General features: G+C 70.9%; 25 protein-coding genes. 9 read left to right on the top strand and 16 right to left on the bottom strand.

Translation table 11 applies throughout. The features are described 5' to 3' along the window. Positions 1–95 precede the first annotated feature (95 nt). From ACZ6JY_RS11450 to ACZ6JY_RS11465, 4 genes are read left to right on the top strand one after another with little or no spacing between them, the layout of a single operon-like run. Positions 96–785, top strand: coding sequence for a TetR/AcrR family transcriptional regulator (locus tag ACZ6JY_RS11450; protein WP_469194655.1), 690 nt, complete (start codon positions 96–98; stop codon positions 783–785). 57 nt (positions 786–842) lie between these two features. Next, positions 843–1610 (top strand): class I SAM-dependent methyltransferase, encoded by a 768-nt coding sequence (locus ACZ6JY_RS11455; RefSeq protein ID WP_469194657.1) that lies wholly within the window; start codon positions 843–845, stop codon positions 1608–1610. Between the two features lie 41 nt (positions 1611–1651). Continuing rightward, the gene (locus tag ACZ6JY_RS11460; protein ID WP_469194659.1) at positions 1652–2128 is read left to right on the top strand and encodes an NUDIX domain-containing protein; all 477 of its coding nucleotides are present in this window, start codon (positions 1652–1654) and stop codon (positions 2126–2128) included. A 47-nt stretch (positions 2129–2175) separates the two neighbouring features. Then, the gene (locus tag ACZ6JY_RS11465; protein WP_469195037.1) at positions 2176–2661 is read left to right on the top strand and encodes an NUDIX hydrolase; all 486 of its coding nucleotides are present in this window, start codon (positions 2176–2178) and stop codon (positions 2659–2661) included. Positions 2662–2729: 68 nt separating this feature from the next. On the opposite strand, the gene ACZ6JY_RS11470 is transcribed toward ACZ6JY_RS11465, so the two are convergent. Beyond that, entirely contained in the window at positions 2730–3266 is a 537-nt protein-coding gene (locus ACZ6JY_RS11470; RefSeq protein WP_469194661.1) for a hypothetical protein, read from the bottom strand. Between the two features lie 237 nt (positions 3267–3503). Then, positions 3504–3974 (bottom strand): winged helix-turn-helix transcriptional regulator, encoded by a 471-nt coding sequence (locus ACZ6JY_RS11475; protein WP_469194663.1) that lies wholly within the window; start codon positions 3972–3974, stop codon positions 3504–3506. A 121-nt stretch (positions 3975–4095) separates the two neighbouring features. On the opposite strand from ACZ6JY_RS11475, the gene ACZ6JY_RS11480 reads away from it, so the two are divergent. Beyond that, complete coding sequence (locus ACZ6JY_RS11480) at positions 4096–4917, top strand: NAD(P)H-binding protein (protein ID WP_469194665.1); 822 nt, start codon at positions 4096–4098, stop codon at positions 4915–4917. Positions 4918–4933: 16 nt separating this feature from the next. Here the strand turns inward: ACZ6JY_RS11480 and ACZ6JY_RS11485 are convergent, their stop codons facing one another. Continuing rightward, complete coding sequence (locus ACZ6JY_RS11485) at positions 4934–5695, bottom strand: GNAT family N-acetyltransferase (RefSeq protein ID WP_469195039.1); 762 nt, start codon at positions 5693–5695, stop codon at positions 4934–4936. Positions 5696–5793: 98 nt separating this feature from the next. After that, positions 5794–7038 carry an MFS transporter gene (locus ACZ6JY_RS11490; RefSeq protein WP_469194667.1) on the bottom strand — a complete coding sequence of 415 codons (1245 nt, stop codon included), beginning with the start codon at positions 7036–7038 and terminating at the stop codon, positions 5794–5796. Positions 7039–7163: 125 nt separating this feature from the next. Between ACZ6JY_RS11490 and ACZ6JY_RS11495 the strand changes: the two genes are divergently transcribed. Continuing rightward, on the top strand, positions 7164–7619 hold the full coding sequence (locus ACZ6JY_RS11495) for a winged helix-turn-helix transcriptional regulator (RefSeq protein ID WP_469194669.1): 456 nt from the start codon (positions 7164–7166) through the stop codon (positions 7617–7619). A 24-nt stretch (positions 7620–7643) separates the two neighbouring features. Here ACZ6JY_RS11495 and ACZ6JY_RS11500 read toward each other — a convergent pair whose 3' ends face one another. From ACZ6JY_RS11500 to ACZ6JY_RS11555, 12 genes are all read right to left on the bottom strand, one after another. After that, positions 7644–8108, bottom strand: a complete 465-nt coding sequence (locus ACZ6JY_RS11500; protein WP_469194671.1) for a PPOX class F420-dependent oxidoreductase — start codon at positions 8106–8108, stop codon at positions 7644–7646. A gap of 281 nt (positions 8109–8389) precedes the next feature. Next, positions 8390–8653 (bottom strand): GlsB/YeaQ/YmgE family stress response membrane protein, encoded by a 264-nt coding sequence (locus ACZ6JY_RS11505; protein WP_469194673.1) that lies wholly within the window; start codon positions 8651–8653, stop codon positions 8390–8392. Positions 8654–8781: 128 nt separating this feature from the next. After that, positions 8782–9741, bottom strand: a complete 960-nt coding sequence (locus tag ACZ6JY_RS11510) for a hypothetical protein (protein ID WP_469194675.1) — start codon at positions 9739–9741, stop codon at positions 8782–8784. 147 nt (positions 9742–9888) lie between these two features. After that, positions 9889–10239, bottom strand: coding sequence for an STAS domain-containing protein (locus ACZ6JY_RS11515; RefSeq protein ID WP_469194677.1), 351 nt, complete (start codon positions 10237–10239; stop codon positions 9889–9891). 340 nt (positions 10240–10579) lie between these two features. Next, positions 10580–11815 (bottom strand): cytochrome P450 family protein, encoded by a 1236-nt coding sequence (locus ACZ6JY_RS11520; protein WP_469194679.1) that lies wholly within the window; start codon positions 11813–11815, stop codon positions 10580–10582. A gap of 14 nt (positions 11816–11829) precedes the next feature. Beyond that, on the bottom strand, positions 11830–13038 hold the full coding sequence (locus ACZ6JY_RS11525; RefSeq protein ID WP_469194680.1) for a cytochrome P450: 1209 nt from the start codon (positions 13036–13038) through the stop codon (positions 11830–11832). Beyond that, complete coding sequence (locus tag ACZ6JY_RS11530; protein WP_469194682.1) at positions 13035–13643, bottom strand: GTP-binding protein; 609 nt, start codon at positions 13641–13643, stop codon at positions 13035–13037. Before ACZ6JY_RS11530 ends, ACZ6JY_RS11525 begins: the two co-directional genes overlap by 4 nt. Continuing rightward, positions 13621–13977, bottom strand: coding sequence for a DUF742 domain-containing protein (locus tag ACZ6JY_RS11535; RefSeq protein ID WP_469194683.1), 357 nt, complete (start codon positions 13975–13977; stop codon positions 13621–13623). Before ACZ6JY_RS11535 ends, ACZ6JY_RS11530 begins: the two co-directional genes overlap by 23 nt. Then, a complete protein-coding gene (locus ACZ6JY_RS11540) occupies positions 13974–14390 on the bottom strand; it encodes a roadblock/LC7 domain-containing protein (protein ID WP_469194685.1) in 417 nt (138 codons plus the stop codon). The genes ACZ6JY_RS11535 and ACZ6JY_RS11540 overlap by 4 nt, the downstream gene beginning before the upstream one ends. Further along, on the bottom strand, positions 14387–15727 hold the full coding sequence (locus tag ACZ6JY_RS11545) for an ATP-binding protein (protein ID WP_469194686.1): 1341 nt from the start codon (positions 15725–15727) through the stop codon (positions 14387–14389). The genes ACZ6JY_RS11540 and ACZ6JY_RS11545 overlap by 4 nt, the downstream gene beginning before the upstream one ends. A gap of 401 nt (positions 15728–16128) precedes the next feature. Beyond that, complete coding sequence (locus ACZ6JY_RS11550) at positions 16129–16686, bottom strand: carboxymuconolactone decarboxylase family protein (RefSeq protein ID WP_469194688.1); 558 nt, start codon at positions 16684–16686, stop codon at positions 16129–16131. A gap of 45 nt (positions 16687–16731) precedes the next feature. Then, positions 16732–18198, bottom strand: coding sequence for a CoA transferase (locus ACZ6JY_RS11555; RefSeq protein ID WP_469194690.1), 1467 nt, complete (start codon positions 18196–18198; stop codon positions 16732–16734). A 200-nt stretch (positions 18199–18398) separates the two neighbouring features. Between ACZ6JY_RS11555 and ACZ6JY_RS11560 the strand changes: the two genes are divergently transcribed. Genes ACZ6JY_RS11560 through ACZ6JY_RS11570 form a run of 3 tightly spaced genes read left to right on the top strand, consistent with a single transcriptional unit; the run spans position 18399 to position 24920 of the window. Continuing rightward, positions 18399–18662 (top strand): acyl carrier protein, encoded by a 264-nt coding sequence (locus ACZ6JY_RS11560; protein WP_469194691.1) that lies wholly within the window; start codon positions 18399–18401, stop codon positions 18660–18662. 25 nt (positions 18663–18687) lie between these two features. After that, the gene (locus tag ACZ6JY_RS11565) at positions 18688–23334 is read left to right on the top strand and encodes a type I polyketide synthase (protein ID WP_469194693.1); all 4647 of its coding nucleotides are present in this window, start codon (positions 18688–18690) and stop codon (positions 23332–23334) included. Beyond that, on the top strand, positions 23331–24920 hold the full coding sequence (locus ACZ6JY_RS11570) for a long-chain-fatty-acid--CoA ligase (protein ID WP_469194694.1): 1590 nt from the start codon (positions 23331–23333) through the stop codon (positions 24918–24920). Before ACZ6JY_RS11565 ends, ACZ6JY_RS11570 begins: the two co-directional genes overlap by 4 nt. Positions 24921–25033 lie beyond the last annotated feature (113 nt).

Consider the following 25033-nt stretch of genomic DNA (forward strand, 5'->3'; position numbering starts at 1 on the left):
CTTAGGCGGGACCGTACCACGATGCGGATATGATGTATCCGCTTAGGCCCGGACATGGTCAACGGCCATCGCAGGAGAAAGGGAAGGAGCCATTCATGGGCAGGGAGAAGGCAGGCGAGGAACCGTTGGTGACCGGGGGAGCCGGGGGAGCCGGGGGGACTGGAAGGCGTTCACTGAGGCGGGACGCCGAGCTCAATCGTCGCCGCATCGTCCAGGCCGGACGCGAGGTCTTCGCCGTGCGCGGCCTGCAAGCCACGCTGAACGATGTCGCGCACCACGCCGGCCTCGGAGTCGGCACGGTCTACCGGAAGTACCCCGACAAGCAGGCGCTCGCGAAGGCCGTCTTCGCCGAAGAGCTCGACGAGATCGCAGCGATGGCACGGGAGGCCCGGGCCGAGGACGACGCGTTCACCGCTCTGGCCGACTTCCTCGACAAGGCCCTTGCACGGGCAGCACACAACCGAGGGCTACGAGAACTGATGCGGCATGGTGCCGTCGAGGGCGCCGGTCTGGCCCGAGCACGGCAGGAGATCACCGTGCACTGCGAGCACCTTCTGTCACGGGCTCGCACGCAGGGCACGCTACGTGAGGGAGTGACCGAGGCTGATCTCGGACCCGTCGCCGCGATGCTCGACGCAGTCATGGCCCTGCCCGCGGAACGCCCCTCGGAGACGTGGCGACGCTATCTGGTGATCCTTCTCGACGGACTGCGCGCCCGCCCGCGGCAGGCGCCGCTGCCCGATCCCGACGACACCGTCTCATCGACGATGCCGCGGTCGACGTAGCCGCCGCTCAGGCCCGGTCAGGTCGCGGAGGGGCCGGCTCGTGTCAGGATGCTTGGCATGTCTGATCGTGCACAGAGCTTCGGAGCGGTGGCGGAGGCGTACGAACGGTATCGGCCGGGGTATCCGGCGGAGCTGGTCGACATGGTGATGGCGTACGCGGGCCATCCGATCAGGACCGCCCTCGAGATCGGCGCCGGAACAGGCAAAGCGACCCGCCTGTTCGCGCGGCGGGGCATCGCGGTCACCGCGACCGAACCGGACGGCGCCATGCTCGCGGAACTGCACAAGCACGTGCCACCCGGGGTGAGGACAGTGCAAGCCGCGTTCGAGGACGCGGATTTCGGGGCGGGTGAGCGCTACGGACTCGTCTATGCGGCGGCGGCGCTGCACTGGACGAACCCGGTGGGCCGGTGGGCGCGAGTGGCCGGGCTGCTGGAGCCGGACGGTGTGTTCGTGTCGTGCGGCGGCCCGATGCGACTGGCCGACCCCGCTGTGGAGTCGGCCGCTCGCGCGGCTCGGGCATCGTTCCTGACGACCGATGAGCTCCGGTCCCCGGACGGTAGACCTCCCGAACAGGGGATGCGGTGGCCGGGTACGGAGCTGCGACGCTCCGAGTGGTTCACGGATGTCCAGCAGAGATGTATCGCACGACGCCTGTCGATTAGCGCCCGCGACTACCTGGGCCATCTCTCGACCGTCTCGGCCTATCTCGTCCTGCCGCCCCACGAGCGAGAGCAGGTGTTCAGCCGGACCCTGCGGGTCCTGCCCGCCACGGTGGAACTGGACGCGGACTTCACGGTCCACCTCGCGCGCCGCCGCACCTGAGGCCTTGCCCATGTCTTGCGGTGCGGCATACCGTCCCCCTGGTGGAGACGACACATCGACCCGCCGTACGAGTCCTCTGTCTGGACGCCGCCGACCGCTTGCTTCTGCTGCGGTGGCGGGACCCGGTGGACGGCAACCATCTGTGGGAGCCACCTGGTGGCGGCATCGAGCCCGGCGAGACACCGCTCGCGGCGGCACGACGCGAACTCGCCGAGGAGACCGGCCTGGACCCGGCAGCAGTGCTGGACCGATCGGTACCCGTCGACCGTGACGTCCGCTGGATGGGAAAGCGGTACGTCGGCACGGAGCTGTTCTTCGTCGCCCACTTCGCCGTAGAACAACCACCCCTGCTGCGGACCGGCCTGCTGCCCGAAGAGCGGACCAGCCTGCACTCGCACATCTGGACCGAGCGGTCGAACCTCAGCTCCCTGTCGGACCCGGTAGAACCGCCACAACTCCTGGCAGTGCTCGATGCCTTGGCCCCTGGGGGCCCTTGGCGGCATCGGCAGCCGCAGTGAGCCGCAGGCAGATAGCGTCGCCTGGCATGGAGTCGAAACGGCGATGGATGTCCCGTGTGCTATTGGTCGACGAGCGTGATCGTCTTCTTCTGTTGTGCGGCAGGGATCCACGCAGTCCGGGAGCGAGATGGTGGTTCACCGTCGGAGGGGGAGTGGAAGACGGTGAGGACTATCTCCAGGCGGCAGTGCGCGAGGTGTGGGAGGAGACGGCACTGCGACTGCCTGTCCGGCGGCTGAGCCCGATCGTCTGGACCCGGCAGGCTCTTTTCAGCGTGGATGGCCAGAGTTTCGACCAGTACGAGGAGTATCGCCTCGCCCGCGTCACGTTCGACGAGGCGGATGCGATAAAAATCGATACGGAGGAAGCCCGGCACGGACACCGCTGGTGGCCGGTCGACGAGCTGGCCGCCACTTCGGAGACGGTCCGTCCGAAGAGGATGGCCCACCTGCTCGCTGACCTGTTGACGAGCGACGTGCGACGGCCGACGCCCTTGCACCTGGGGCACGTCAACGAGGACACCGACCCGGAGTAGGAACGAGCGCTGGGAACGCAGCCCTGAGTGCAGGGCGACAGCGGTTCCGTCACATGGGGCGCCGTGTCTCAGTTCTCCTCGGAGAGGGACATCGCCTCCGTGATAAGGCGGGTGGCGAAGTCTGGATCGTCGGTGACGCGGTTGATGTGGTCCGCGAGCAGGAAGGCGGTGGCCTCCAAGGAGTTCATCTCCTTCCTGGTCCAGTCTCCGTACTGGAGCCGCCACAGATTCGGGCTCAGGCCCATGCCCGCGGCGACGACGAGGCCGGCCATGGTGGGAATGACCTCGGGACGGATGCTCTTGGGCATCCTGCGCATCGTCGCCACGAGGGTCGGCACCACGTATTCGATGACGTCCTTGTCCTGGCTCTCGTGCACCTGGCGCAGCCAGATCATGTACATATAGATGAGCGTGCACGTGCCGTCCAGGAGATCGGTGATCCCCTCGTGGTCCAGCGACGCGGTGAACTGATCGCTCAGCGCCTGTTGCACGGGATCGTTCTCGGTTCTGTCGCTGTGAACGCTCTTGAGCCGGGAGTCGACCATCATGAGCGCCCCGCCGACGTCGCCGGCAGGGGCGTTCTCAGGGTCGCAAGGTGAAGACACGGGTTCCTCCTCCGGACTCAGGTACACAGATCGCATTATGTCCATCAGTGCCGACACCTCTGGGACGCGTCTTCCGGGCGGGCAGCTCGCGGCACGACGTCATCTGCCGCGTGCCCTGGCGTCAACGTGCCGGTGCGGGGTGTTTTCCGGGGCGGCATGGCACGTGGGTTCGTCGGGCGAACCGAGCAAAGCGTGTTGCCGGCCGCGGGCGTTCGTGACCTCGGCGCCGCGAGAGGGTCACACCTTGGCCGCCGCGTCGTCGTAGGCCTCGCGCGCCGCGGTGATGGCCGGGCGGTGGCCGATCGACCAGTCGGCAAGGGCCTTGATGAGGTGGGTGAGGCTGTGGCCCAGCTCCGTCAGTTCGTACTCGACCTGCGGCGGGATCGTCGGGTACACCGTGCGCTTGACCAGGCCGTCGCGCTCCAGACGGCGTACGGTGACGGTGAGCATGCGCTGCGAGATGCCACCCGGAATCCTGCGCTGCAGTTCCTTGAACCGCAGGACGCCTGAGGCGAGTTCGACCACGACGTATACGGACCACTTGTCGCCGAGGCGGTCGAGGACGTCACGCACCCCGCACTCGTCCTGCGGGGTCTCACAACGGATCACCGGCTCGGCGGTGTCCGCAGCGTCCGCAGCCCCCGCAGCACCCGCATTGTTCGGCGGCGCGATCGGCGCGGTGGTTACCGCCATGTGCCCTGCTGACATCAGAGTGCCTCCTTACGCGGCCGCGCGCCGCGGATCACCATGGTCCAGGTCAGCTAAAGCCTCAGGCCCAAGCCGAGACCTACCTGACAGTACTCACCCACTCCTCACACGGAAGCTTCCCATGCTCATGATCACCGGCGCCTCCGGCGCCCTCGGTACGCTCATCACCGCCCGCCTCGCCGGCCGCGACGACGTCGTCGTCGGCTCCCGCAGGCCCACGCCCGGTGGACGCCACATCGACTTCGACGACCCCGCGTCCCTCGAATTCACCGGCGTCGACACCCTTCTCATGATCTCCGCCGGGGCCGCCGAGGACGACGTCGTCGCCGCCCGGCACGAGGCCGCGATCTCCGCCGCCGAGAAGGCGGGTGTGCGGCACGTCGTCTACACCAGCCTGGCCGGTGACGGCGACCACCTCACCTACGCGCTCGCCCACCGCGTGACCGAACGCATGCTGCGTGCCTCCTCGCTCAGGTGGACGATCCTGCGCAATGGCCTGTACGCCGAGTTCCTCGCCGCCATCGCCGCGCCCGGCCCCGACGGCGTCATAGCCGCACCGCTGGGCACGGGGCGCCTGGCCGCCGTGGCGCGCGAAGATCTGGCCGAGGTGGCGGTACGTGTGGCATCGGCCCCCGCTGACCACGAGGGCCGCACGTACGAACTGGTCGGTGAACACGCCCTGGGCGGCGCCGAGTTGGCCGCGGCGATCGGTGGCTCGTACGAACCCGGCACGCTCGCCACGGCCCGCGAGGCGATCAGTGGCGCCGGTCACGCGCTGCCGTTCCAGGTGCCGATGCTCCTGAGCACGTACTCGGCGATCGCCGGGGGCTTCCTCGACGGCACGTCCATCGACGACCGCGGTTCCTTGCGGGCCCTGCTCGGCCGTACACCGCACTCCGCCCTCGATGCGTACGTCGCTGCGGTCGGCGGCCGGGCGGCATAGGAGGCGTCCACGAGCCTCAAGGCGTCCGGAAACCGCGGAAGGTCACGTCCTGGCGGCTCTCGAAGCCGAGCCGCTCGTAGAGAGCGATGGCGCCGGTGTTCGCCTCGGCCACGTGCAGGAACGGCCGTTCGCCTCGGGACAGGACACGGTCGACCAACGCACGCACCAGACGGGCGGCGTGCCCCTGGCCGCGCGCCTCGGGGGCCGTGCACACGGCACTGATCTCGGTGAAGCCCGGGGGCCGCAGCCGCTCGCCCGCCATCGCCACGAGGCGTCCTTGCGCGCGGATACCCAGGTAGGTGCCGAGTTCGTGTGTGCGGGGTCCGAACGGCCCTGGCTGGGCGAGCGCGACGAGGTCAAGCATCTCGGGCACGTCGCCCGGCCCCAAATCGACGACCGTCGACTCGACCGCCATCGACTCGACGGCCGGTGACTCGACGGCCCCCGACTCGGCTATCGCGGTACCGGCCGCCGGGGACGGGGCGGCGAGCGGAGGGCTGTCGGGCCAGAGCATCTGCCGGCCCTCAAGTTTGAAGACGGGCTCCCAGCCCGGCGGCGGCAGCGCCGGGCTGCTGAACATGTCGGCGAAACCGCCGGGCCCCAGCAGCTCCGCAAGGTCCGACCAGTCCTGGGCGCCGGGCTCGGCCGGCAGCGCGCAGAAGGTCGAGACGCCCGGCAGGTACGTGGCTGCCTGCCCGAGCCGTCGGCCCAGGTGCGCGTGCGGCCCGAGCAGCGACTCGGTCACGGGGTTGGCGAGGACTGCGGTATCACTGTTCACCCGGCAGATCTTTCCATCCCCGCCCGCTTCGACGGCAGCGGGCTCGTCCCCCTGGGCGTCCGCGCGCAGTCCACGGCAGTCCACACCGGGCGGAATCCTCACCCCTGCGTAGATCCGCGATCAGTGAACGCCCACACCGCGAGACCGAGGCAGCTGAACGCCGCGCCCAGCGCGCACACCGCGCCCCAGCCGGCCGCCGTGTAGAGGGAGGTCGCGGCGATGGCGCCGGTGGCGCTGCCGATCGAGTAGAAGACCATGTAACCGCCGATCAGCCGGCTGCCCGCGTCGGGGCGCAGCGCGTAGATCAGGGTCTGGTTGGTGACATGGACCGCCTGCACGGCGAGGTCGAGAAGGACGACCCCGGCCACCAGCGCCCAGAGCGAGCTGCGGGTGAAGGCCAGGGGCAGCCAGGAGATGGCGAGGAGTGCCAGGGCGGCGCCGGTGGTGCGCCGGGAGTGTCCGCGGTCGTTCAGGCGGCCCGCCACCCCCGCGGCCAGGGCGCCGGCGGCACCGATCAGCCCGAACGCCCCGATCGCGCTGTGGGACAGGAAGTACGGGGCCTCGCTGAGCGGCAGCGCGACGCTGCTCCACAGAGTGCTGAACGCGGCGAAGACCAGCAGGCCGAACAGGGCCCGGAGCCGCAGCAGCCGTTCCTGTGCGAACAGCGTGATCGTGGAGCGCAGAAGCCGCCCGTAGCGCAGGTTCGTCGGCGGAGCGTCACGGTGGCGCGGCAGTACTCGGTGCAGGACCACGGCGAGCAACGCGGTGAGCGCGGCCGAGGCGAGGTAGACGGAGCGCCAGCCCGCGAGGTCGGCCAGCAGGCCGGACGCGGTGCGGGCGAGCAGGATGCCGATGACCACGCCGCTGGTGACCAGGCCGACGACCCGGCCGCGCCCGGCGGGCGTGGCCAGTGATGCCGCGAAGGCCACCAGGGTCTGCGTGACGACCGCGAGGAGCCCTGTCGCGGCCATGCCCGCGAGCAGGATCGCGACGGTACCGGCGGTCGCCACCACGGCCAGGGCCACCACGAGGAGCAGCAGTTGGGCCACGACGAGCCGTCGGCGGTCGGCCATGTCCCCGAGCGGTACGAGGAAGAAGAGGCCCAGGCCGTAGCCGACGTGCGTGAGGGTGACGACGCTCCCGACGAGCGCCGGACTCATGGCGAGGTCGTGCCCCATGGTCACCAGGAGCGGCTGGGAGAAGTAGACGTTGGCCACCGCGGCACCACAGGCGACGGCGAACAGCGCGACGACGCCGCGGGAGAGCTCGTACGCGGATTCCTCAGGCTTGCGGCGGACCTCGTCGTGTCGTGCAGCGGCCGCGTCCGCATTCTTGCAGGGCATCGGCACCCTTCCCCGTCACGTGTGATGTGGTGGCAACTTGCTACCACTCTTGGAATGGGGTGACGGTATGCGTTTTGGTAGCATGTTGCAACCAGTGGGATCGAGCAGACCGATTGAGGGACGCCTTGGTGACCAGGACGCGCTTCGACGACAGTGAATGCCCCGTCGCCCGGTCGGTGGACGCCATCGGCGACTGGTGGTCCCTGCTGATCGTGCGGGACGCCTTCGACGGAAGCCGGCGCTTCGGGGAGTTCCAGCGCAGCCTCGGCGTGGCGAAGAACATCCTCACCGCGCGTCTTCGCACCTTGGTGGCCGGCGGCGTACTCGAATCCGTCCCCGCCTCTGACGGCAGCGCCTACCGCGAGTACGTGCTGACCCCGAAGGGCAAGGAGCTCTTCCCCGTCATCGTGGCCCTGCGGCAGTGGGGCGAACAGAACTTCTTCGCTCCGGACGAACCGCACTCACAACTGGTCGACCGCCGGCAGGGACAGCGCCTCCGCGCACTCGAAGTGCTGTCCGCCGACGGACGGCGACTGGCCCCCGACGACACAGCCGTCCACAAGGTGCGCCGGGACGGTTAGCTCCTGGATTGGCCAGGCGGCTGTTCACTCCGCCAGGCGTGCGGGGAAGCCGCCCACCGCGACCGGCCCCCAGCGGCGGGGCGTGACGCGGATCAGGGACTTGCCCTGCTTGAGCATCGCTTCGCGGTACTCGTCCCAGTCGGGGTGCTCGCCGGAGATGTTCCGGAAGTACTCGACCAGCGGCTCGATGGAGTCGGGGCTGTCGAGGACCTCGGCCTCGCCGTCGATCTGGACCCAGGGCCCGTTCCAGTCGTCCGAGAGGACGACCACGCTGACCATGGGGTTGCGGCGGGCGTTGCGGGTCTTGGCGCGTTCCGGGTACGTGGACATGACGAGTCGCCCGGCGTCGTCGACGCCGCAGGTCAGCGGGGACGCCTGGGGGGTGCCGTCGCTGCGGTTGGTGATGAGCAGGGCGCGGTGGCGGGGGCGGACGAAGTCCAGGAGGCCTTCGAGGTCGACGCGGGTGTTGGCGGCGATCGAGCGGGGCATGGCGGGTGTCGGCTCTCAGTCGTCGTGGTGGAGTCGTCCGGCTGGACGTCGAGCGCCGCCGGAGTAGGTTGCCGCACTGCTCGGATGCCGCTTCCGCCTCGGGAGCCGAAAGCGCTGGCGCGATCCGCCGAGCGGCGCGGAGCCGTGGCTCGGCCACGACCCCGCGCCGCACGGCAAGCGGGCACTACGGCAAGCGGGCACCTGGGAGTCGGCGTCCGAGTCGGCCACCCGTTACGCCTCGCCCCTCGCCCCTCGCCGCCGCCATGGTGGACAGGACAAGGTCAGCGGCGGCCCTTGAGTCGCTCCAGGCCGGCGACACCGACGGCGGCAAGGCCGATCTGGATGGCGAGTTCGATCCAGTCGATGCCCTTGGTGTCCGCGACGTCCAAGGCTCCGGCGATGGCCGTACCGACGAGGGCGGCGATGATGCCGACCGCGATGGTCCACAGCACGCCGATGCGCTGCCGGCCCGGCAGGACGAGACGCCCCAGGATCCCGATGACGATACCGATCACGATCGCGGTGATGATCCCTGAGATCTCCATGCTGGCTGCCTTCCTCTGCGACTCGTCTACAAATTTATCTACAAAACTGTAGATGTACGAGTTCCCCGTCTTTGCCGAGACAGTCATCCCGTAGTGCGACAAGACGGCCGACGGCAGGGGCCAGGGCGTCAGCGGACGGCGAAAGTGAGCGGAGGCGCGACATCGAGCGAGCGCTCGGAGGCGCCGGTGGCTTTCCCGTTGACACGGGCACTGAGGACGAGCAGATGGACCTTGCTGTCCAGATTCTCGCGGCCGGTGAACCTGAGCCTGAACTTCCGCGTGGAATCCGCGGGGAGCGTTCCGATCGGCATGGTCAGTGTCTCGGCGAGCATCGAGCCGTCGTCGGGAGCGGTGGCGTCCTTCCAGCCCTTGCCGTCGTGGAACTGGGTGCGCAGAGAAGTTGTCACTAGCGGTGAAACCTCCCGGCAGTCGCCCGAGTCGTACGGGTCGTCCGCCGCGTCGCAGGCGGTGTAGTCCGCCTGTACCTGCGCCTTCGGGTACGCGCTGTGCGAGTGATTGACCGCGGTGAAGACCACCTCGGTCCAGTGGCCGTCCCGCAGTGGCGCGGGAGTGACCGGGGAGACGGGGTTGAGCGACAGCGTGGCCAGCGGTTCGGTGTGGCGCTCGCGCGCCAGCGTGCGAGACCCGTCCCGCACCGCGACGTCCACGGAAAACCCCTCGCCTTCGACCTCGGGGCGGGTGCGCGGGGTGATGCGCAGGAACGACAGGGAGTTCCCTCGCGGCAGGTCCGTACGGAAGGTGCCGGTCGAGCCCTGCTTGTCCGCCGTCAGAGCCACCGGCTTCCAGTCGCTGCCGCCCCTCTGCTCCAGCTTCAGCCGGGCATCGTCGGCGTGGTGGCCCCCGATGCGTACCCGCACGGTGACATCGGGCCGCGGGCGCCCCTTGTTGGCGAAGTCCAGAGAGAGCCCGCGCCGGGCGTCGCCGCGGTCCCCGACGCTGTGCATGCGGAGCCCGACCGGCGATGAGCTGGACGCGCTGGGCTCGGCATCGGACGTGTCGCCGCCCCCGCCGCACGCCGACAAGAGCGTGAGCGCGGCAAGGACACCCGCGAGACGTAGGTACCGCAACGGCCCTCCAACGAGTGGGTCGCGAACGAATGGGTCGGGAACGAATGGGTCGCGGAGATCCTAGGCCCTCCGTGATCGCGACCCACCGACACAGGGGCAGAGGCTGCTCGCCCCCCCGAGCCGCATAGGGTCCTGCCCGGGCCATGTCTAGTTCCGGGTGACGGGCAGGCGGTGTGAGAGGCCTGTGCGGTCGAGGGCTCGGCGGATGGCGGGGCTGGCCTCGATGAGGGCCAGGCTGCCATCGGCGTTCTCGAGCGCGCTGCGGATGCCGAGCAGGGTGTAGAGGCTGGCGTTGTCGCACCACGTGATCGCGGACAGGTTCAGGCGCAGGTGCCGGTGCCCGTCGGCCATCAGGTCCACGACCGTGCCGCAGAGCGTGGGGACCGTGGCGAAGTCGAGCTCCCCGCCGAGCCGGAGCAGGACGCCATGCTCGTCGGCGGGTGCTTCCTCGATGGTCAGCCGCTGCTGCGGGTCGAAGGTGTCGTACTTGCCCGTCATGTGGCCCGTTCCGGTACATCGTGGGCGGGGCTTCCACGGGCGCGACGTACGCGGGTTCGCGGCTTTCGCGCGGGACGCCCTCACTGGTGGCCGGCGGTGTGCGAGCAAGCGCCGCCGACCGCATGTGCTCCCTCGGGAGGGGCAATGGCCGGTTCTTGCGGTTCCCTTCGCAGCGTAGGCCCGTCTTCGGCCGACGGAAAGGTGTCGCATGGCCTGATGGCGGTCCTGCCACGGCTGTACGGCAGGGCTGCACGGCAGAGCTGTGGCCCGTGAGGCCACGCCACGCGGCCCCTTCCACCTCACCGTAAGAAGAAGTGAGGTGGAAGGCGGGCGTCCGTCCTCAGGCGGTGGCGGCTGGCCTGAGGCGGACCGGCAGGGACTGGTGACCGTTGCTGATCAGGGAGCCGAGGGGCAGCAGTTCGGCCGCGGGCACGGCGAGTTCGAGCTGCGGGAAGCGCTCGAAGAGCAGCCGCAGGGCCGCGATGACCTCAAGACGGGCGAGCGGGGCGCCGAGGCAGAAGTGGACGCCGTGGCCGAAGGCGAGGTGTTCCTTGGAGGCGCGGGTGATGTCGAAGGCGTCCGCGGTCTCGCCGTGCCAGTCGGGGTGCCGGTTGGCGGCCGCGTAGGAGGCGAGGATCGCCTCGCCCTTGGCGATGGTCTGGCCGCCGGGCAGGGCGATGTCGGTCACCGCGAACCGCAGCGGCAGGTGCCGGGCGGCCGGTTCGAGGCGCAGGGTCTCCTCGACGGCGTCGGCCCAGTCGGCCTTGCCGGACGTGAGCAGCGCGAGCTGTTCGGGGTGGCTGAGCAGTTGGGTGATCGCCTGGTCGATGACGTTGCCGGTGGTCTCGTAACCGGCGCTGATCATCAGCAGCAGGGTGTCGCGGAGTTCCTCCTCCGACAGTCCGCCGTCCTCGTCCTCGTCCCGCGAGGTGATCAGCAGCGACGTCATGTCGTCGCCGGGTTCGGTGCGCTTGGCGGCGATGAGCCGGTGGAGGGCTTCGTACAGCGCCTTGGTGTTGGCCTCGGACTGCTCGGCGGTCAGGGTGGTGTCGAAGACGCCGTCGACGACCCGGCGGAAGGCGTCCCGCTGCTCGGCCGGTACGCCCATGAGCCGGCTGATGACCGCGATGGGCAGCGGGAAGGCGAGCTGTTCGCGCAGGTCGACGGTCTCGCCGGGCGGCAGGGCTTCGAGGCGGTCGAGGATGTCGGTGACGACCGTGTCGATGTCCTGTTGCAGCGCGCTGATGCGGCGGTGGCTGAAGGCGGGCGCGACCGTGCGCCGCAGCCGCCGGTGGTCGGCTCCGTAGGCGGTGAACATGTTCTCCACCGCGATCCACAGGGCCAGCGGCCACCGCTGGACCGTCTCGGCGAAGTCCGGCCAGTGGGCGCGGGCGTCCTTGGAGACGTCGGGGCTGGTCAGCAGCTCCTTGAGCAGGGCGGGGTCGGTGACGGACCAGGCGGTCACCCCCAGGATGTCGACGCGGGCCGCCTGACCGTGCTCGCGCAGCTCGCGGTGCTCGTCGTGGGCGCGGGCCCCGGTGGGGTCCAGAACGATGGGCCGGGTGGACAGGGCCATGGTGGGGTGTCCCTTCAGACGGATACGACGGTGGGGAACAGGACGGGCAGGGCGGACAGTGCCCGGTGGAAGGGCCCGGGGCGCCAGTGCAGTTCCTCGGGGGCGGTGGCGAGGTCCATCTCCGGCAGCGCGTCGAGCAGGTGGGTGATGGCCGTCTCGGCGATGAGGTAGGCGTGCGGTCGTGCGGGGCAGGCGTGCGGTCCTGTGCTCCAGGCCAGGTGGGCACGGTTGCTGGCGGTGCGCTGGTCGCCGAGGGCCGGGTCGTTGTTGCAGCCGGCCATCGAGATGACGACGGGCTCGTGCGCGGGCAGCAGGAAACCGTCGACGTCGACCGGGTGCGGCGGATAGCTGATGCAGTAGTTCGCCATGGGCGGGTCGAGGTAGAGCACCGTGTCGAGCGCCTCGCGCACCGAGGAACCGCCCGCGTGCAGGTCCCCGGAGAACTGGTCGTCGGTGAGGATCTTCAGGACGGTGTTGGCGATGAGGTTGGTCAGGGGCTCGATGCCGGCGCCGTAGAGCGTGACGAGCTGGTGGGCCATCTCGACGTCGTCCAGGGCCGCGTCGTGCGCGAGGAGCCGTGAGGTGATGTCGTCACCGGGGTGCCGGTGGCGCAGACCCACCAGGTCGGCGACGGCCTGCCCGAGGATCTCGTTGCCGCTGGTGGCGTCTACTCCCTCGAAGATCTTGGCCATGCCGTCGGCGATGCGGCGGCCCGTCTCGTCCGGGCAGCCGAGCAGCGCGCTCAGGACGCGGAAGGCGATGGGCCAGGAGTACTGGGTCAGCAGATCGGCCTCGCCGGCCGCGCTGAACTCGCCGATGGTGGCATCGGCGACCTGCTCGACCAGCGTACGGAGTCCGTGCTGGTCGACGGCGTTGATCGCGGCGGTGTTCGCCGACCGGTAGCGCGTGTGCGCGGGACCGGTCGAGCGCAGTGCGTTGGGGCGGTACTCCATCATCGGGCGCACCGGGCAGGTGTCGGGAACGGTCTGCTCCCACACTCGCGGATCGGCCGGAAACCGCAAGGGGTCGTTGAGAATGCGCCGGGCCTGGGCGTAGCCGATGACGAGCGTCGCGGGGACCCCGGGGACGAGGTCCACCGGGACGAAAGGACCGAACTCCGCCCGCATCTTCGCGTACGCCGTATGCGGGTCGGCCGCGAACCCGGGCTCGTACAGGGCGACGCGGCGCTCGGACGCCGCCTCGGTCGTGGTCGGGCTGGTCACGGGCGGGGCTCCAAGGGTGCGTGCAGGTCGGTCAGGTACTCGCAGAGGGTGATCAGGGCCAGGACGCTGGAGGTGCCGTCCCGCGCGTCACACGTCGTCAGCGGAGTGTGCGCGTCCAGGGCGAGGGCCTGGCGGATCTCGTCCAGGTCGTAGCGCGGTGCGCCGTCGAACAGGTTGACCGCCACCACGTACGGCGTGCCCTGCTCCTCGTGCAGCGCGAGGATCTCGAAGGAGTCCTCCAGATTGCGGGTGTCGACCAGGACGAGCGCCCCGAGCGCACCCTCGGTGAGCCCCGCCCACATGGGACGGAAACGGCCCTGGCCCGGGGTGCCGAACAGGTACAGCACGAGCGCGTCGCTCAGGTGCAGCCGCCCGAAGTCCATGCCGACGGTCGTGGTCGTCTTGCGCGGGGTGCGTGCCAGGTCGTCCACCCCCGCGCTGGCCTCCGTGATCCGCTCCTCCATGCGCAGCGGCGGGATCTGGGAGACGCTGCCCACGAACGTCGTCTTGCCGACGCCGAAGCTCCCCGAGATCACGATCTTCGCGGACCGGGTCACGCCGGGAGGCACGTAGATGAGGCCGTCAGACGAGGGCGCGGAGACCACGCAGTACCTCCTGGAGCAGATCTGTTTCGGGTTGGTCGTGATCGGCGGCGACCGGGCGGATCAACAGGCCCTGGTCGATGAGCGCGGAGACGAGGATGCGCACCGTGGAGGGAGGGAACTCCAGGGCGGCCGCGATGTCCGCGACCGCCAGGCCGCCGCCGGCGGAGTGGGCGAACAGGCCCATCACGCGCCGGGTGTCCGCTCCCAGGCCGTCCCTGGAGCCGCTCGCGGCGAGCACCACGGTCTCCAGGCGCACATCCGGGTCGGCGTGGACCCGTCCGTCGGTACGGACGTACGGCCTGACCAGATCCGGGTCTCGCCGCGGTCCGCTCACGTCGCCAGGGGGCCGGGCCCGGAAGGCTGCCGCGCGGCGACCTTCATCTCATGGCCGACGCGCTGGGCCAGCTCCAGCATGTGATGGGTGATCAGGCCGATGTCGGCGTCGGGCCCCGTGGTCTGCACCGACAGCATGGTGTTGCCCCCGGCCTGGGTGATCAGGCCGACGTGGTTGGTCAGCTCGATCAGGGCCTGCCGGGTGCCACCGCCGCCGGTCTCCTCGTCGTAGGCGAGCGCGGCGGCGCGGACGGCCGCGGTGATCGCGGCGAACTTCTCCGCGTCGTCCTGCCCGATGCCGGACGTACGGGAGTGCAGCAGACCGTCGGAGCTCATGAGCACCGCGTGCCGGACACCCTCGACCGACCCCAGTGATCGGTCGAGCAGCCAGCCAAGTTCGTTGCCGGTGGTCACGGTCGGGCTCCTTCGTGCGTGGTGGTCGGGTCTTCGGTACGGGCGCTGCGCGTGCCCCTCGCCCAGGCGGCGGCGATGGAGGGGCGCCCGGGCGCCACCGCCGGGCTCTCGGAGGCGGACGCAGGCGTCCGCCCGCCCGCGGCCGGGGCCTTCCGTGACCGGACGGTCAGCCCGCTGGCGGTGGTGCGCGTCGCGGGAGCCGGTTCGATGGCCGGTGGCGGAGTGGGCCGCGGCGCGGCGGGCGTGGTCAGCAGGCTCTTGGGGATGAACATGTACACGCGGGTGCCGCCGAAGGGGTTCGGGGCCTCCAGGTCGATGCGGAACCCGTAGTCACCGGCCAGGGCCGCGGCCGCCCGCAAACCGGTCTGCGGGTGCGCGCCGAGCTGGTTGATGTCATCGCGCCGCTCACCGGTCAGGATCTCCCTGGCCCACGTCAACTGCTCCTCGTTCATGCGCAGACCGGCGTCGTCCACGATGACCGAGACCCCGTGGTGGCCCTCCTGGAACGCCACGTGCACCCGGGAGGAGGAGGGGGAGTAGCGCACGGCGTTGTCCAGGAGGACCGCGAGGGCGTGTACGACGGGTCCGACGGCCCGGCTGGTCACCGTGACGGCGAGCTCCTGGTGCTCGACCCGCTCGTACTCCTCGATGCTTCCCATGGCCGCCCGCACCACATCGGTCATCGGCGTCGCCGGCCAGCGGCGTGACAGCTTGCCTCCCGACAGGACCACGTAGTTCTGGGCCACGAGCAGCATCTGCTGGGTGGGGTGGTCGATGCCGACCAGCGTCTCGTACGCCTCGTCGCCCTCGTGGCGCCGCACGCCCTGGCTGACCCGCTGGCTCAGCTTCGATGCCATGCCGACCATCGCGGAGGAGACGGCACGCACCGCCGCGCGGCTGGACTCCTCGGCAGCCTGCCGCGCGCGTGCGGTCTGCTCCCGCGCGTCCTGCTGGGCCTCGGCGATCTGGGAACTGGTGCTGGTCTGCGCGTCGTACTGCACCTTGCGCACGGTGTGTGCCGCGGAGTTGGCCAGCTCCGTCAGCCGTTGCGCGAGCACCGTGCCCACCAGGGCGTCGGGCAGTTCGATGTCGACACCATGGCCGGTGCCCGAACGCTCCGCCTCGGCCCCGAGACGGGGAATCACCCCGCCGGCGAGCTGTGCCAGGGCGGCCTCCGCGGCGCGCTGCTGCCCGGCGATCTCCTCGGCGTTTCCACGGAGGCGGCCGTTCTCGGCGCGCTCGCCTCTGCACTGGTCCCAGAACCGCCAGGCCGCACCTCCGGCGGCCAGGGCCAGAACTGAGGGCAGTACGGTCGTGGCCTGTACCAGGTCTGTCATCACGTCCTCTACAGGTGTCATCGGGGGCAGAGCAGCCGGCGCCGCCGACTGAACGGGGCGACGGCGGCGAGTGTCCCATGGCACACGTTTCGGTCAACTGGCGGTCAGAAACACGCCAGTTGGATTTCCATGGCCAACGATATCTTGTCGTGTGCACGAACGGTTGCACTCGATGACCAGGGGTCATGCAGATTCTGTGATGCTCCTGGCGGAACGCCGGGCGGTGTCAGGAAATGAGGGCCTTTCGTCGCGCAGGCCGACGCACGTCAGGCCGACCACGGAATCATGCCCACGACCACGGAACCATGCCCACGACCACGGAATCATGCCCACGACCGCGACAGCGGCCCACCGGCCGCCGGAGCCGGTGTGCCGCTCGGTCCTCGCCCAGTACCGGGCCGTCAGTGGTTGTGCATGCTCTGGGCCATGCGCACCAGCTCGTCGGTCTGCGCTGCGTCCGTCTCTACGTCGAGGACGGTGCAGACACGGGCGAGCAGAAAGTAGAAACCCGCGAGGATCAGGGTCTCGACGAGCTGCTCCTCGGTGTAGTGGGCCGCCACGGCCTTGAAGCGGGCCTCGTCCACCAGGGGCGAGGCGGCCGCGGCCGCGGCGAAACCGAGGAGCGACCGCTGGGCCGGGGTGAAGACGTCGGCGTCGTGACGCAGGGCGCGCAGGGCCTCCCGTTGGGCGTCCGTGACACCCACCGCCCGGGAGATGGGGACGTGCTGCTCCCATTCGTACTCGGCCTCGAAGATGGTGCCGTAGGTGAGGATGAGCAGTTCGCGGTCCATCGGGCTGAGGCTGCCCTCGGCGAAGAGCGCGGCGCCGAGACGGGCGATCTGCGTGACCGACCGGGGCGCGTGGCCGAGGATCCGGTAGACGTTGATGATGCGCCCCTGGCTGAGGGAGCGCAGGGACTCGGGCATCGCCTCGTCGTCGAGGCAGGGGATACGGGACATGGCGACTCTCTCTTCGGATGGGGGTGACGGGGAGGGCGTGGCGCGTCAGGACGCGATGTCGTCGTACCAGCGCGGCTGCGACGAGCCGCGGGGGACGAGGAGCGGGCCGCGCCAGGCGGCCGGGGTCTCGCTCAGGGCGACCGGCGGGGCCACGAGAGAGAGGTCGCCGAGCGGGGTGGCCCGGGTGAGGCGCCGGGGCGGCGCCAGCGTGGCCGGGGGGAGAAGCTGCTCGGACTCCTCGCGCGTGAAGGTGCCCAACTGGTAGGCCCAATTGGAGACACCGGCGAGGGAGACCCGCACCTGGTAGCTGCCGCCCTCGCGGGAGCGGCGCAGGACCGCGCTCATGACGCCGGCGGCGGCGAGATAGGCGGCCAGGTAGTCGTTGAGCATGCGGCCGGGCGGCAACTGGGGGCGGCCGTCCTGGCCCTCGCTCCAGTTGACGCCGGTCAGGGCCTGGGCGTGCTGGTCGAAGCCACCGCGTTCCTGCCAGGGGCCGCTGTGCCCGTAACAGCGCACGGAGACGTGGATGACGCCGGGGTTGATCTCGGCGATCTCCTCCGGCGTGAGGCCGAGCCGCGCCATCTTGGCGGGGCGGTGGTTGTGCACGAACACGTCCGCCGAGCGCAGGAGCTCGTCGAAGGCGCGCCGCCCGGCACCGGCGCCCTCGTCGTCGGGCTTGAGGGCGAGCCGGGCCGAGCGCAGGCCGACGCCGGTCTCGTTCCAGCACAGGTCGTGGTCGAAGGCGTTCGGTTCGCACACGTGCAGTACGTCGGCGCCCTGCTCGGCGAGGACCCGGCCGGCGGCGGTGCCCGCGAAGACATGGGTGAACTGAAGGGAGCGCAGCCCGGACAGCGGCTGGGCACCGGCGGGCAGCGGACGCGGCGGGGCGTCGCCCACGCGCTCGACGGATACGAGGGGTTCGGCCAGCACGGCCTTGCCCTGGGGGTGGGCGAGGAACTCCTCCCTGCTGCGGACGATCGCCAGGGGGACACCCCGGGCGGCCGCCTCCTCCTCCAGCTCCCAGGAGACGCGGCCCGCGATGGCCGCGCCGATGTGCTCGCGGGTGTGCGCGGTGCCGAGCAGGTCGAGGAAGGTGTCACGGGTGTTCGGATAGCAGGCGATCGGGATGGCCCAGCGGTCGTCGGCGGTCCGGTACAGGTCCCACAGGGCCGGGGCGAGAGCGCCGTCGAGCCCCAGGACGCTGCCCATGTTCGAGCCGTAGCCGTTCAGGGTGTTGCCGCCGCCGAGGTAGGGCGTGAGCTGGTGCAGCGCCTGGCCCAGGTCGAGGCGGAGGCGCTGGGAACGGCCCGTCGAGGCCTGCCAGATCTGTGCCGCGCCGACGGCGGCGGACAGCAGGGCTATGCCCATGGCCGAGCCGAGCCGGAGGGTGGACGGCACCAGCGGGTCCTGTCCGTCCACGACGAGTTCACTGACGGCTTCGCCGCGCGAGAGACCCAGCGTCTTGAGTGTCCTGTCCAATTCGTCGATCACATCGAATTCGTTTGCGTTCATGTGAGGGAACATAACACCGATTCGGTGGCGGTAAACCGGCCGGTGAATATTTCCATGGCGCTTGCAGGAATCAGCCGCACGCCGCTGAAATCCGCCATCAGTGGGCTATCAGTTCACTATCAGGTGGGGCTGTTTCGATTGCGGGGCAGCAATCGATACGTAGAGAGGTGGTGGCGCGGGTGTCGCATGATTTTCTCGCCATGGAACAGTTGAGGCTCCTGCCGGAGCACGAGCGTCGGGAGCTCGTCGAGGAGCTGGTGGTAAGGGAGTTCAGGACCGCTCTCTTCATGACCGACGACGAGGAGTTCCCGCTGGACGTGGGCTTCCTCGACCTCGGGCTCACCTCCCTGCGGCTGAGCGAGGTGAAGCTTTTCCTGGAGCGGAAGCTGGAGTGCGAGATTTCCACGGCCGCTCTTTTCGGTCACCCCACGGCCGGTCAGTTGATAGACCATCTCTGTGCGTGATCTGTTTCCTGACCGGAGGGAATAAATGTCGGAGCAACCCAATCCGACGGCGGCCGAATTCGCCGCCGTGATCGCTGATCTGCGGAGCAAGGAGGAAGCGCTCGCCGCCCTTGAGCGCGAGAAATACGAACCCATAGCCATCGTCGGCATGGGTCTTCGTGTTCCGGGCGGAAACAATGACGTGGACACGTTCGCGGAATTCCTGCGCGAAGGACGTTCCGGCATCGGGCCGCTGCCGGCGGGCGAGCGCCGTCAGATGGCCCAGGACGCGGCGCCCCCCGCCCCGGCATCGCCCGCCTCGGAGTCCTCCGCCCCGGCGTCCTCCACCCCGGCGTCCCCCGCCCCGGAGTCCACGGCGGTGGCGGCCGAGGTCTCCGGCCCGCCGCCCGCGGAAGAGGGCGACGGGTGGCCGCGCGGTGGCTTCGTGCCCGACGTCGACCGCTTCGACGCCGCCTTCTTCTCGGTGTCGCCCAAAGAGGCGCCCTACATCGACCCCCAGCAGCGGCTCGCCCTCCACACGGCCTGGGAGGCCCTGGAACACGCGGGCATCGACCCCGCCTCCCTTCGCCACGGCGACACCGGCGTGTTCATGGGAGTCACCACACTCGACTACATATTCGAGTCCACCGACCTCGCCCCCGCCGACCTCGACGGCTACCTCGCGCCCGGCCTGACCCACAGCGCGGTCTCTGGCCGGCTCTCGTTCTTCCTCGGGCTGCGCGGGCCGTGCATGACCGTCGACACCACCTGCTCCTCGTCGCTGACGGCCACTCACCTCGCGGTGCAGGCGCTGCGCGGCGGCGAGTGCGGGGTCGCGCTGAGCGGCGGCGTCAACGTCATCCATAACGCGCAGAACCACGCCATCCTCTCCCTGGGCGGCGTGCTGGCCTCCGACGGCCAGTGCAAGACCTTCGACGAGCGGGCCGACGGATACGCCCGCGCCGAGGGGTGCGGGGTGCTGGTCCTCAAGCGGCTCTCCGACGCGCGGCGCGACGGCGACACCGTCCACGCCGTGATCCGGGGCTCCGCGGTCGGCCAGGACGGCGAGAGCGCGGGCCTGGTGGCACCCAACGGCGCAGCCCAGGAACAGGTCATGCGCTCCGCCCTCGCCCGGTGCGGGCTGGAGCCCGGTGACATCCAGTACGTCGAGGCCCACGGCACGGGCACCGCGCTCGGCGACCCCACCGAGATGGACGCCATCAGCGATGTGTTCGCCACCTCGCACACCAAGGAACGGCCCATGGTGGTCGGGTCGCTGAAGACGAACATCGGTCACATGGAGGGCGCCGCCGGTGTCGGCTCCCTCATCAAGGCGGTGCTGCAACTGCGGGAGAAGACGGTCTTCCCGCACCTGAACCTCGTCACCCCCTCCCGGCGCATCGCCTGGGACGACGCCCCCGTCACCGTCCCGACCGAGGTCCGCCCCTGGCCCACCGCGGACACCGGACGCGCGATGGTCAACGGGTTCGGGGTGACCGGCACGATCGCCTCCGTCGTCCTGGAGGAGGCCCCGGCCGCGACGAAGGCGGAGGCGTACGAGGACGACGCGCGCCCCAGCGCCGTACTCACCCTCTCCGCCAAGAGCCGCACCTCGCTCCGGTGCCTCGCCGAGCGCTACCTCGACCACCTCGACCGGCACCCCGACACCCCGCTCGCCGACCTGTGCCGCACCTCCAACACCGGCCGCGCGCACTTCCGTCACCGCATCGCCGAGGTGGTGGGCGACCGCGATGCCACCGTACGGGCGCTGGGCAGGCGCGTCACCGCCCTGGCCGAAGGCGCCGCCCGCGGCGGCTCGGCGGGCGCCCCCAAGGTGGCGTTCCTCTTCTCCGGCACGGGCACGCAGTACCCCGGCATGGGCGCGGCCCTCCACCGGCAGTACCCCGTCTTCCGCGCCGCCCTCGACGAGTGCGACCGCATCCTGACACCGCTGCTCGGCGTGCCCCTGGGCGAGCTGGTCCGCGGCGAGTGCGAGGCACCCGAGCGCATCCACGAACCCCGTTACCTCCAGCCCGCGTTGTTCAGCCTCGAATACGCGATGGCCCGGCTGTGGCTGTCCTGGGGCGTGCGCCCCTCGGTCCTGATGGGCCACAGCCTGGGCGAGTTCGCCGCCGCCGCGGTGGCCGGTCTGTTCTCCCTGGAGGACGGGGCCCGTCTGGTGGCCGCCCGCGGACGGCTGAGCGAGGCGGTGCGCAGCAAGGGCGGCATGGCCGCGGTCGGCGCACCGGCCGACGAGGTCGCCCCGCTCCTCGAAAGCTACCCCGACCTGACCATCGGCGCCGTCAACGGCCCCGGCCAGTGCCTGCTCACCGGCGGCGACGCATCGCTGGCCGACGCGGGCCGCCGCCTCGCCGAACGCGGCGTGAAGGTGACCCCGCTGCGGGGCGCCGTTCCGTACCACTCGCCGCTGATGGCCGAGATCGTCGACGAGTTCCGCGAGGTGCTCGGCACGGTCGACTTCCGCACGCCCACCATGGCCCTGGTGTCCAACGTGACCGGGCGTGTGGCCCGCGGGCGGCAGATGGCGGACCCCGAGTACTGGGTCAGGCACCTGCTGGAGCCGGTGCAGTTCGAGGCCGGTGTCCGGGCGGTGGACCAGCGCGGACGGCACGTCTTCGTCGAGCTCGGGCCCTCGGCCGCGCTGACGGCACTGGCCAGGACCTCGGCCGGTGAGGCGGACCACGTCTGGCTGAGCAGCACCTTCCGCGACGACCACGACGGCGACATGATCCGCCGGTCCCTGGCCAAGGCGTACGAGGCGGGCGTGCCCGTCTCCTGGGCCGGTTACCACGAGGGCGCGCCGCAGCACCGGATCACGCTGCCCTCGTACCCCTTCGACGGCAAGCGGTACTGGCTGCCCACCAAGCAGCGCCGGGCCGCGGAGGCGGCCTGGCAGGCGGAGCGCGACCCCGAGGGCCGGCGGAGCGCGAGCGGCCTCTTCTACGAGCAGCACTGGATCACCCAGGCCCTGCCGGACACCCGGCGCGAGCGGCGGCGCGTACTGGTGGTGGGCGACACCGCCCGACTGCCGCAGGCGCTCACGGAACGGGCCATCGCCGACGGTGTCACCCTCACCGTGGCCGCCGGCCCGGCAGCCCTGGCGGAGGCGCTGGACGGCGAACGCCCCACCGACGTGTGCTGGCTGTGGCGCACCAGCACCAGCACCGCTCCCGATGCCACCGCACCGGAGGACAGCGACGCGGCGGCCCGGCTGCGCGCCGAGTGCGAGGTCAACTACCGCGACCTGCTCGCCGTACTGGACACGCTGGCCCGCAAGGGCTTCGGCCGCGGTCAGCGGCTGTGGCTGGTCAGCGAGGGCGCGCAGCACCTGCCCGGCGACAAGGGCACCGACCCGGCGGCCGCGGCCACCCTGTGGGGCTTCGGGCGTGCCCTGGGCATGGAGTACCCCGGATACCGGGTGACTCTGGTCGACCTGCAACCCGGCACCGACGGAGCCTCCGGCCTGGTGGGCGAGTGGCTCGCGGCAGGGGAGAGCGAACTGGAGATCGTCCACCGCGACGGCGGGCGCTGGGTGCGCAGGCTGCGCCCGGCCGACCCCCTGCCCGCGGCTTCGGCGCCCCTCGCCATCCGCCCCGACCGCACCTACGTGGTGGCCGGCGCCACCGGGATGGTCGGCCGTGCTCTCGCCCACCGCCTGGTCGCCCTGGGCGCCCGTCACGTGGCGCTCCTGAACCGTACCGGCGGCCCGGCCCCCGACCTCGGCGACGGCGTCACGGCCGGCGTCCACCCCTGCGACCTGGGTTCCGCCGAGGACGTGTCCCGCGTCCTGGCCGAACTCGCCGGGACGGCACCGCCCGTGGGCGGCGTGGTGCACGCCGCGCAGGAGGCCGCGCAGGACCTGCCGCTCGCCCAGCAGACCTGGGAGAGCCTGGACGCCGTCTTCCGTACGAAGGTCTACGGCGCCTGGCTGCTGCACGAGGCGACCGCCGACCTGCCCGAGCTGGACTTCTTCCTCGGCTGCTCCACGGCGGGAGCCCTGCTGGGCGCCGCCACCCAGACCGGCGCGGGGGCGGGCAACGCCTTCCTCGACCACCTCATGGCACAGCGCGCCGCCGCGGGTCTGCCCGCCACCGCCGTCAACTGGGGGCCCTGGGCGCCCAAGGACCCGGCCCGGCGGCTCAGCGCCTCCCTGGTCCGTAGCTGGGAGGGCCAGGGCATCACACTCCTGGAAGAGGACGAGGCCACCGACGCGCTGCCCGCACTGCTCGACGCCGGGCGCACGCAGGTCCTCATGGGCCACTGCGACTGGAACCGCTTCGTGGCCCGCAGGGCGCCGAGCGCGCTCTTCGCGGAACTGGTCTCCGGCTCCGCCGCGGAGGGGGGCCGCACCGACATCGGCGCCCTGGCCGACACACCAGGGGCCGCCCGCTCGGCCGGGATCAACGCGATCGTACGGGCCCGGCTCGCGGACGTCCTGCGCTTCGAGTCGGCCGACGACGTGGAGCCCGACGCCGAACTGGCCGACCTGGGCATGGACTCGCTCAACGCGGTCGAGATCCGCAACGCCCTCGAAGCCGCCTTCCGGATCACCCTGCCGGCGTCGATCACCTTCGACCGGCCCGGTGTCGACCTGCTCAGCGCATACATCGAAGAACTGCTGTCCGGTGCCGAGGCACCGGCGCACCAGGCAGAGACAGGAGCACACCGATGACCACGTCAGTACGCACGCGGACACTCCGGGAAGTGATCGACCGGCAGGCCGCGCTCCGGCCCGACCAGCCGGCCGTCGTCTGCTCCGGCCGCACGCTCACCTACCGGGAGCTGGACCGGGAGAGCCGCCGCACGGCCCAGGTGCTGCGCGAAGCCGGCGTCGTGCCCGGCTCCCGCGTGGGATATCTCGGCAAGGAGGCCGTCGAGTACTGGGAGCTGGCCTTCGCCTGCGCCCGGACGGGCGCGGTCCTCGTCCCCGTCAACTGGCGGCTGACCGCGCAGGAGGTGGACCACATCCTGCGCGACTCCACCACCGAGGTGCTCCTGGTGGACGAGGAGCACCTGCCGGTGGCCGCCCAGGTGCGCGAGGGCCTGCCCACGCTGCGGACCCTGCTGTGCCTGGACGGCCACACCGCCGACGCCGAGTCCCTGACCGCCCGTAAGCGCGCGGTGTCCGCCGACGCGGACCGGCAGACGTCCGAGGGCGAAGAAGAAGCGACGGACGGCGAGAACAGCCCCGTCGTGCAGATCTACACCAGCGGCACCAGCGGCCTGCCCAAGGGTGTCGTCCTTCCCCACCGCAGCTTCTTCAACGTCGCCGAGGCGATGGATAGCCACGGCCTGGACTGGCTGGACTGGAAGGACGGCGACCGCAGTCTGATCGGCCTGCCCGGCTTCCACATCGGCGGTCTCTCCTACGGCATGCAGGCGTTCAACGCCGGTGCCACGGTGGTCTCCCTGCCCGCCTTCATCAGCTCCGACGCGGTACGGGTGATCGCCGAGGAGGGCGTCACCACCGCCATCGTGGCGCCCGCCATGCTGGAGCTGATGCTCGCCGAACCTGCCGCGGCCAGAGGCGCACTCGGCACCCTGCGCAAGGTGGTCTACGGCGGCTCCCCGATCGGCGAGGAGCTGCTGAGCCGGGCCATCGACGTCCTGGACTGCGACTTCCTTCAGATCTACGGCAGCAGCGAGACCGGCAACTTCGCCGTCTGCCTGCCGCCCGCCGACCACGTCCCCGGCAGCCCGCTGCTGCGCGCGGCGGGCCGCCCCTACCCGGGCATCGAGGTGCGCATCGAGGACCCCGAGGGCAAGGAGCTGCCCGCCGGGGAGGTCGGGGAGATCTGCGTACGGACACCCGCCCAGATGCTCGGCTACTGGCGGCTGCCCGAGGCCACGGAGCGCACCGTGGTCGACGGCTGGGTGCACATGGGCGACGCCGGCTTCCTGGACGAGGATGGCTACGTCCACGTCCGTGACCGGGTCAACGACATGATCATCGTGGCGGGGGAGAACGTCTACCCCGCCGAGATCGAGGACGCCCTCGCCCGGCACCCCGCCGTGGCCGGGGCCGCCGTGGTGGGTGTGCCGCACGAGCGGTGGGGCGAGTCCGTGCACGCCCGGGTGGTCCTGGCGCCCGGGCAGCGGGCCGGCGCCCGCGACCTGCTGCTGTTCCTGCGCGGCCGCCTCGCGGACTTCAAGATGCCCACGTCGTACGACTTCGCCGAGGCACTGCCCCGCAACCCCAGCGGCAAGGTCCTGCGGCGGGCGGTGCGCGACGAACTCGCCGCCGCCGCGAAGAGCTGACCGGCCGTACACGGCACACGGCGGTGGGGGGGGGGGGGGGGGGGGGGGGGGGGGGAGAAGAGGGGAGAAGAAAAAAGGAGCGAAAAAGGAGAGAGGGGGGGGGGGGGAGCGGA

This window comes from Streptomyces sp. NPDC046335 (assembly GCF_055587985.1).

Coding starts and splice junctions, on each gene's coding strand:
- ACZ6JY_RS11450 (WP_469194655.1), top strand. CDS start 96: ATGGGCAGGGAGAAGGCAGGCGAGGAACCGTTGGTGACCGGGGGAGCC.
- ACZ6JY_RS11455 (WP_469194657.1), top strand. CDS start 843: ATGTCTGATCGTGCACAGAGCTTCGGAGCGGTGGCGGAGGCGTACGAA.
- ACZ6JY_RS11465 (WP_469195037.1), top strand. CDS start 2,176: ATGTCCCGTGTGCTATTGGTCGACGAGCGTGATCGTCTTCTTCTGTTG.
- ACZ6JY_RS11475 (WP_469194663.1), bottom strand. CDS start 3,974: ATGTCAGCAGGGCACATGGCGGTAACCACCGCGCCGATCGCGCCGCCG.
- ACZ6JY_RS11480 (WP_469194665.1), top strand. CDS start 4,096: ATGCTCATGATCACCGGCGCCTCCGGCGCCCTCGGTACGCTCATCACC.
- ACZ6JY_RS11490 (WP_469194667.1), bottom strand. CDS start 7,038: ATGCCCTGCAAGAATGCGGACGCGGCCGCTGCACGACACGACGAGGTC.
- ACZ6JY_RS11500 (WP_469194671.1), bottom strand. CDS start 8,108: ATGCCCCGCTCGATCGCCGCCAACACCCGCGTCGACCTCGAAGGCCTC.
- ACZ6JY_RS11505 (WP_469194673.1), bottom strand. CDS start 8,653: ATGGAGATCTCAGGGATCATCACCGCGATCGTGATCGGTATCGTCATC.
- ACZ6JY_RS11515 (WP_469194677.1), bottom strand. CDS start 10,239: ATGACGGGCAAGTACGACACCTTCGACCCGCAGCAGCGGCTGACCATC.
- ACZ6JY_RS11520 (WP_469194679.1), bottom strand. CDS start 11,815: ATGGCCCTGTCCACCCGGCCCATCGTTCTGGACCCCACCGGGGCCCGC.
- ACZ6JY_RS11545 (WP_469194686.1), bottom strand. CDS start 15,727: ATGACAGACCTGGTACAGGCCACGACCGTACTGCCCTCAGTTCTGGCC.
- ACZ6JY_RS11550 (WP_469194688.1), bottom strand. CDS start 16,686: ATGTCCCGTATCCCCTGCCTCGACGACGAGGCGATGCCCGAGTCCCTG.
- ACZ6JY_RS11555 (WP_469194690.1), bottom strand. CDS start 18,198: ATGAACGCAAACGAATTCGATGTGATCGACGAATTGGACAGGACACTC.
- ACZ6JY_RS11560 (WP_469194691.1), top strand. CDS start 18,399: ATGGAACAGTTGAGGCTCCTGCCGGAGCACGAGCGTCGGGAGCTCGTC.
- ACZ6JY_RS11565 (WP_469194693.1), top strand. CDS start 18,688: ATGTCGGAGCAACCCAATCCGACGGCGGCCGAATTCGCCGCCGTGATC.
- ACZ6JY_RS11570 (WP_469194694.1), top strand. CDS start 23,331: ATGACCACGTCAGTACGCACGCGGACACTCCGGGAAGTGATCGACCGG.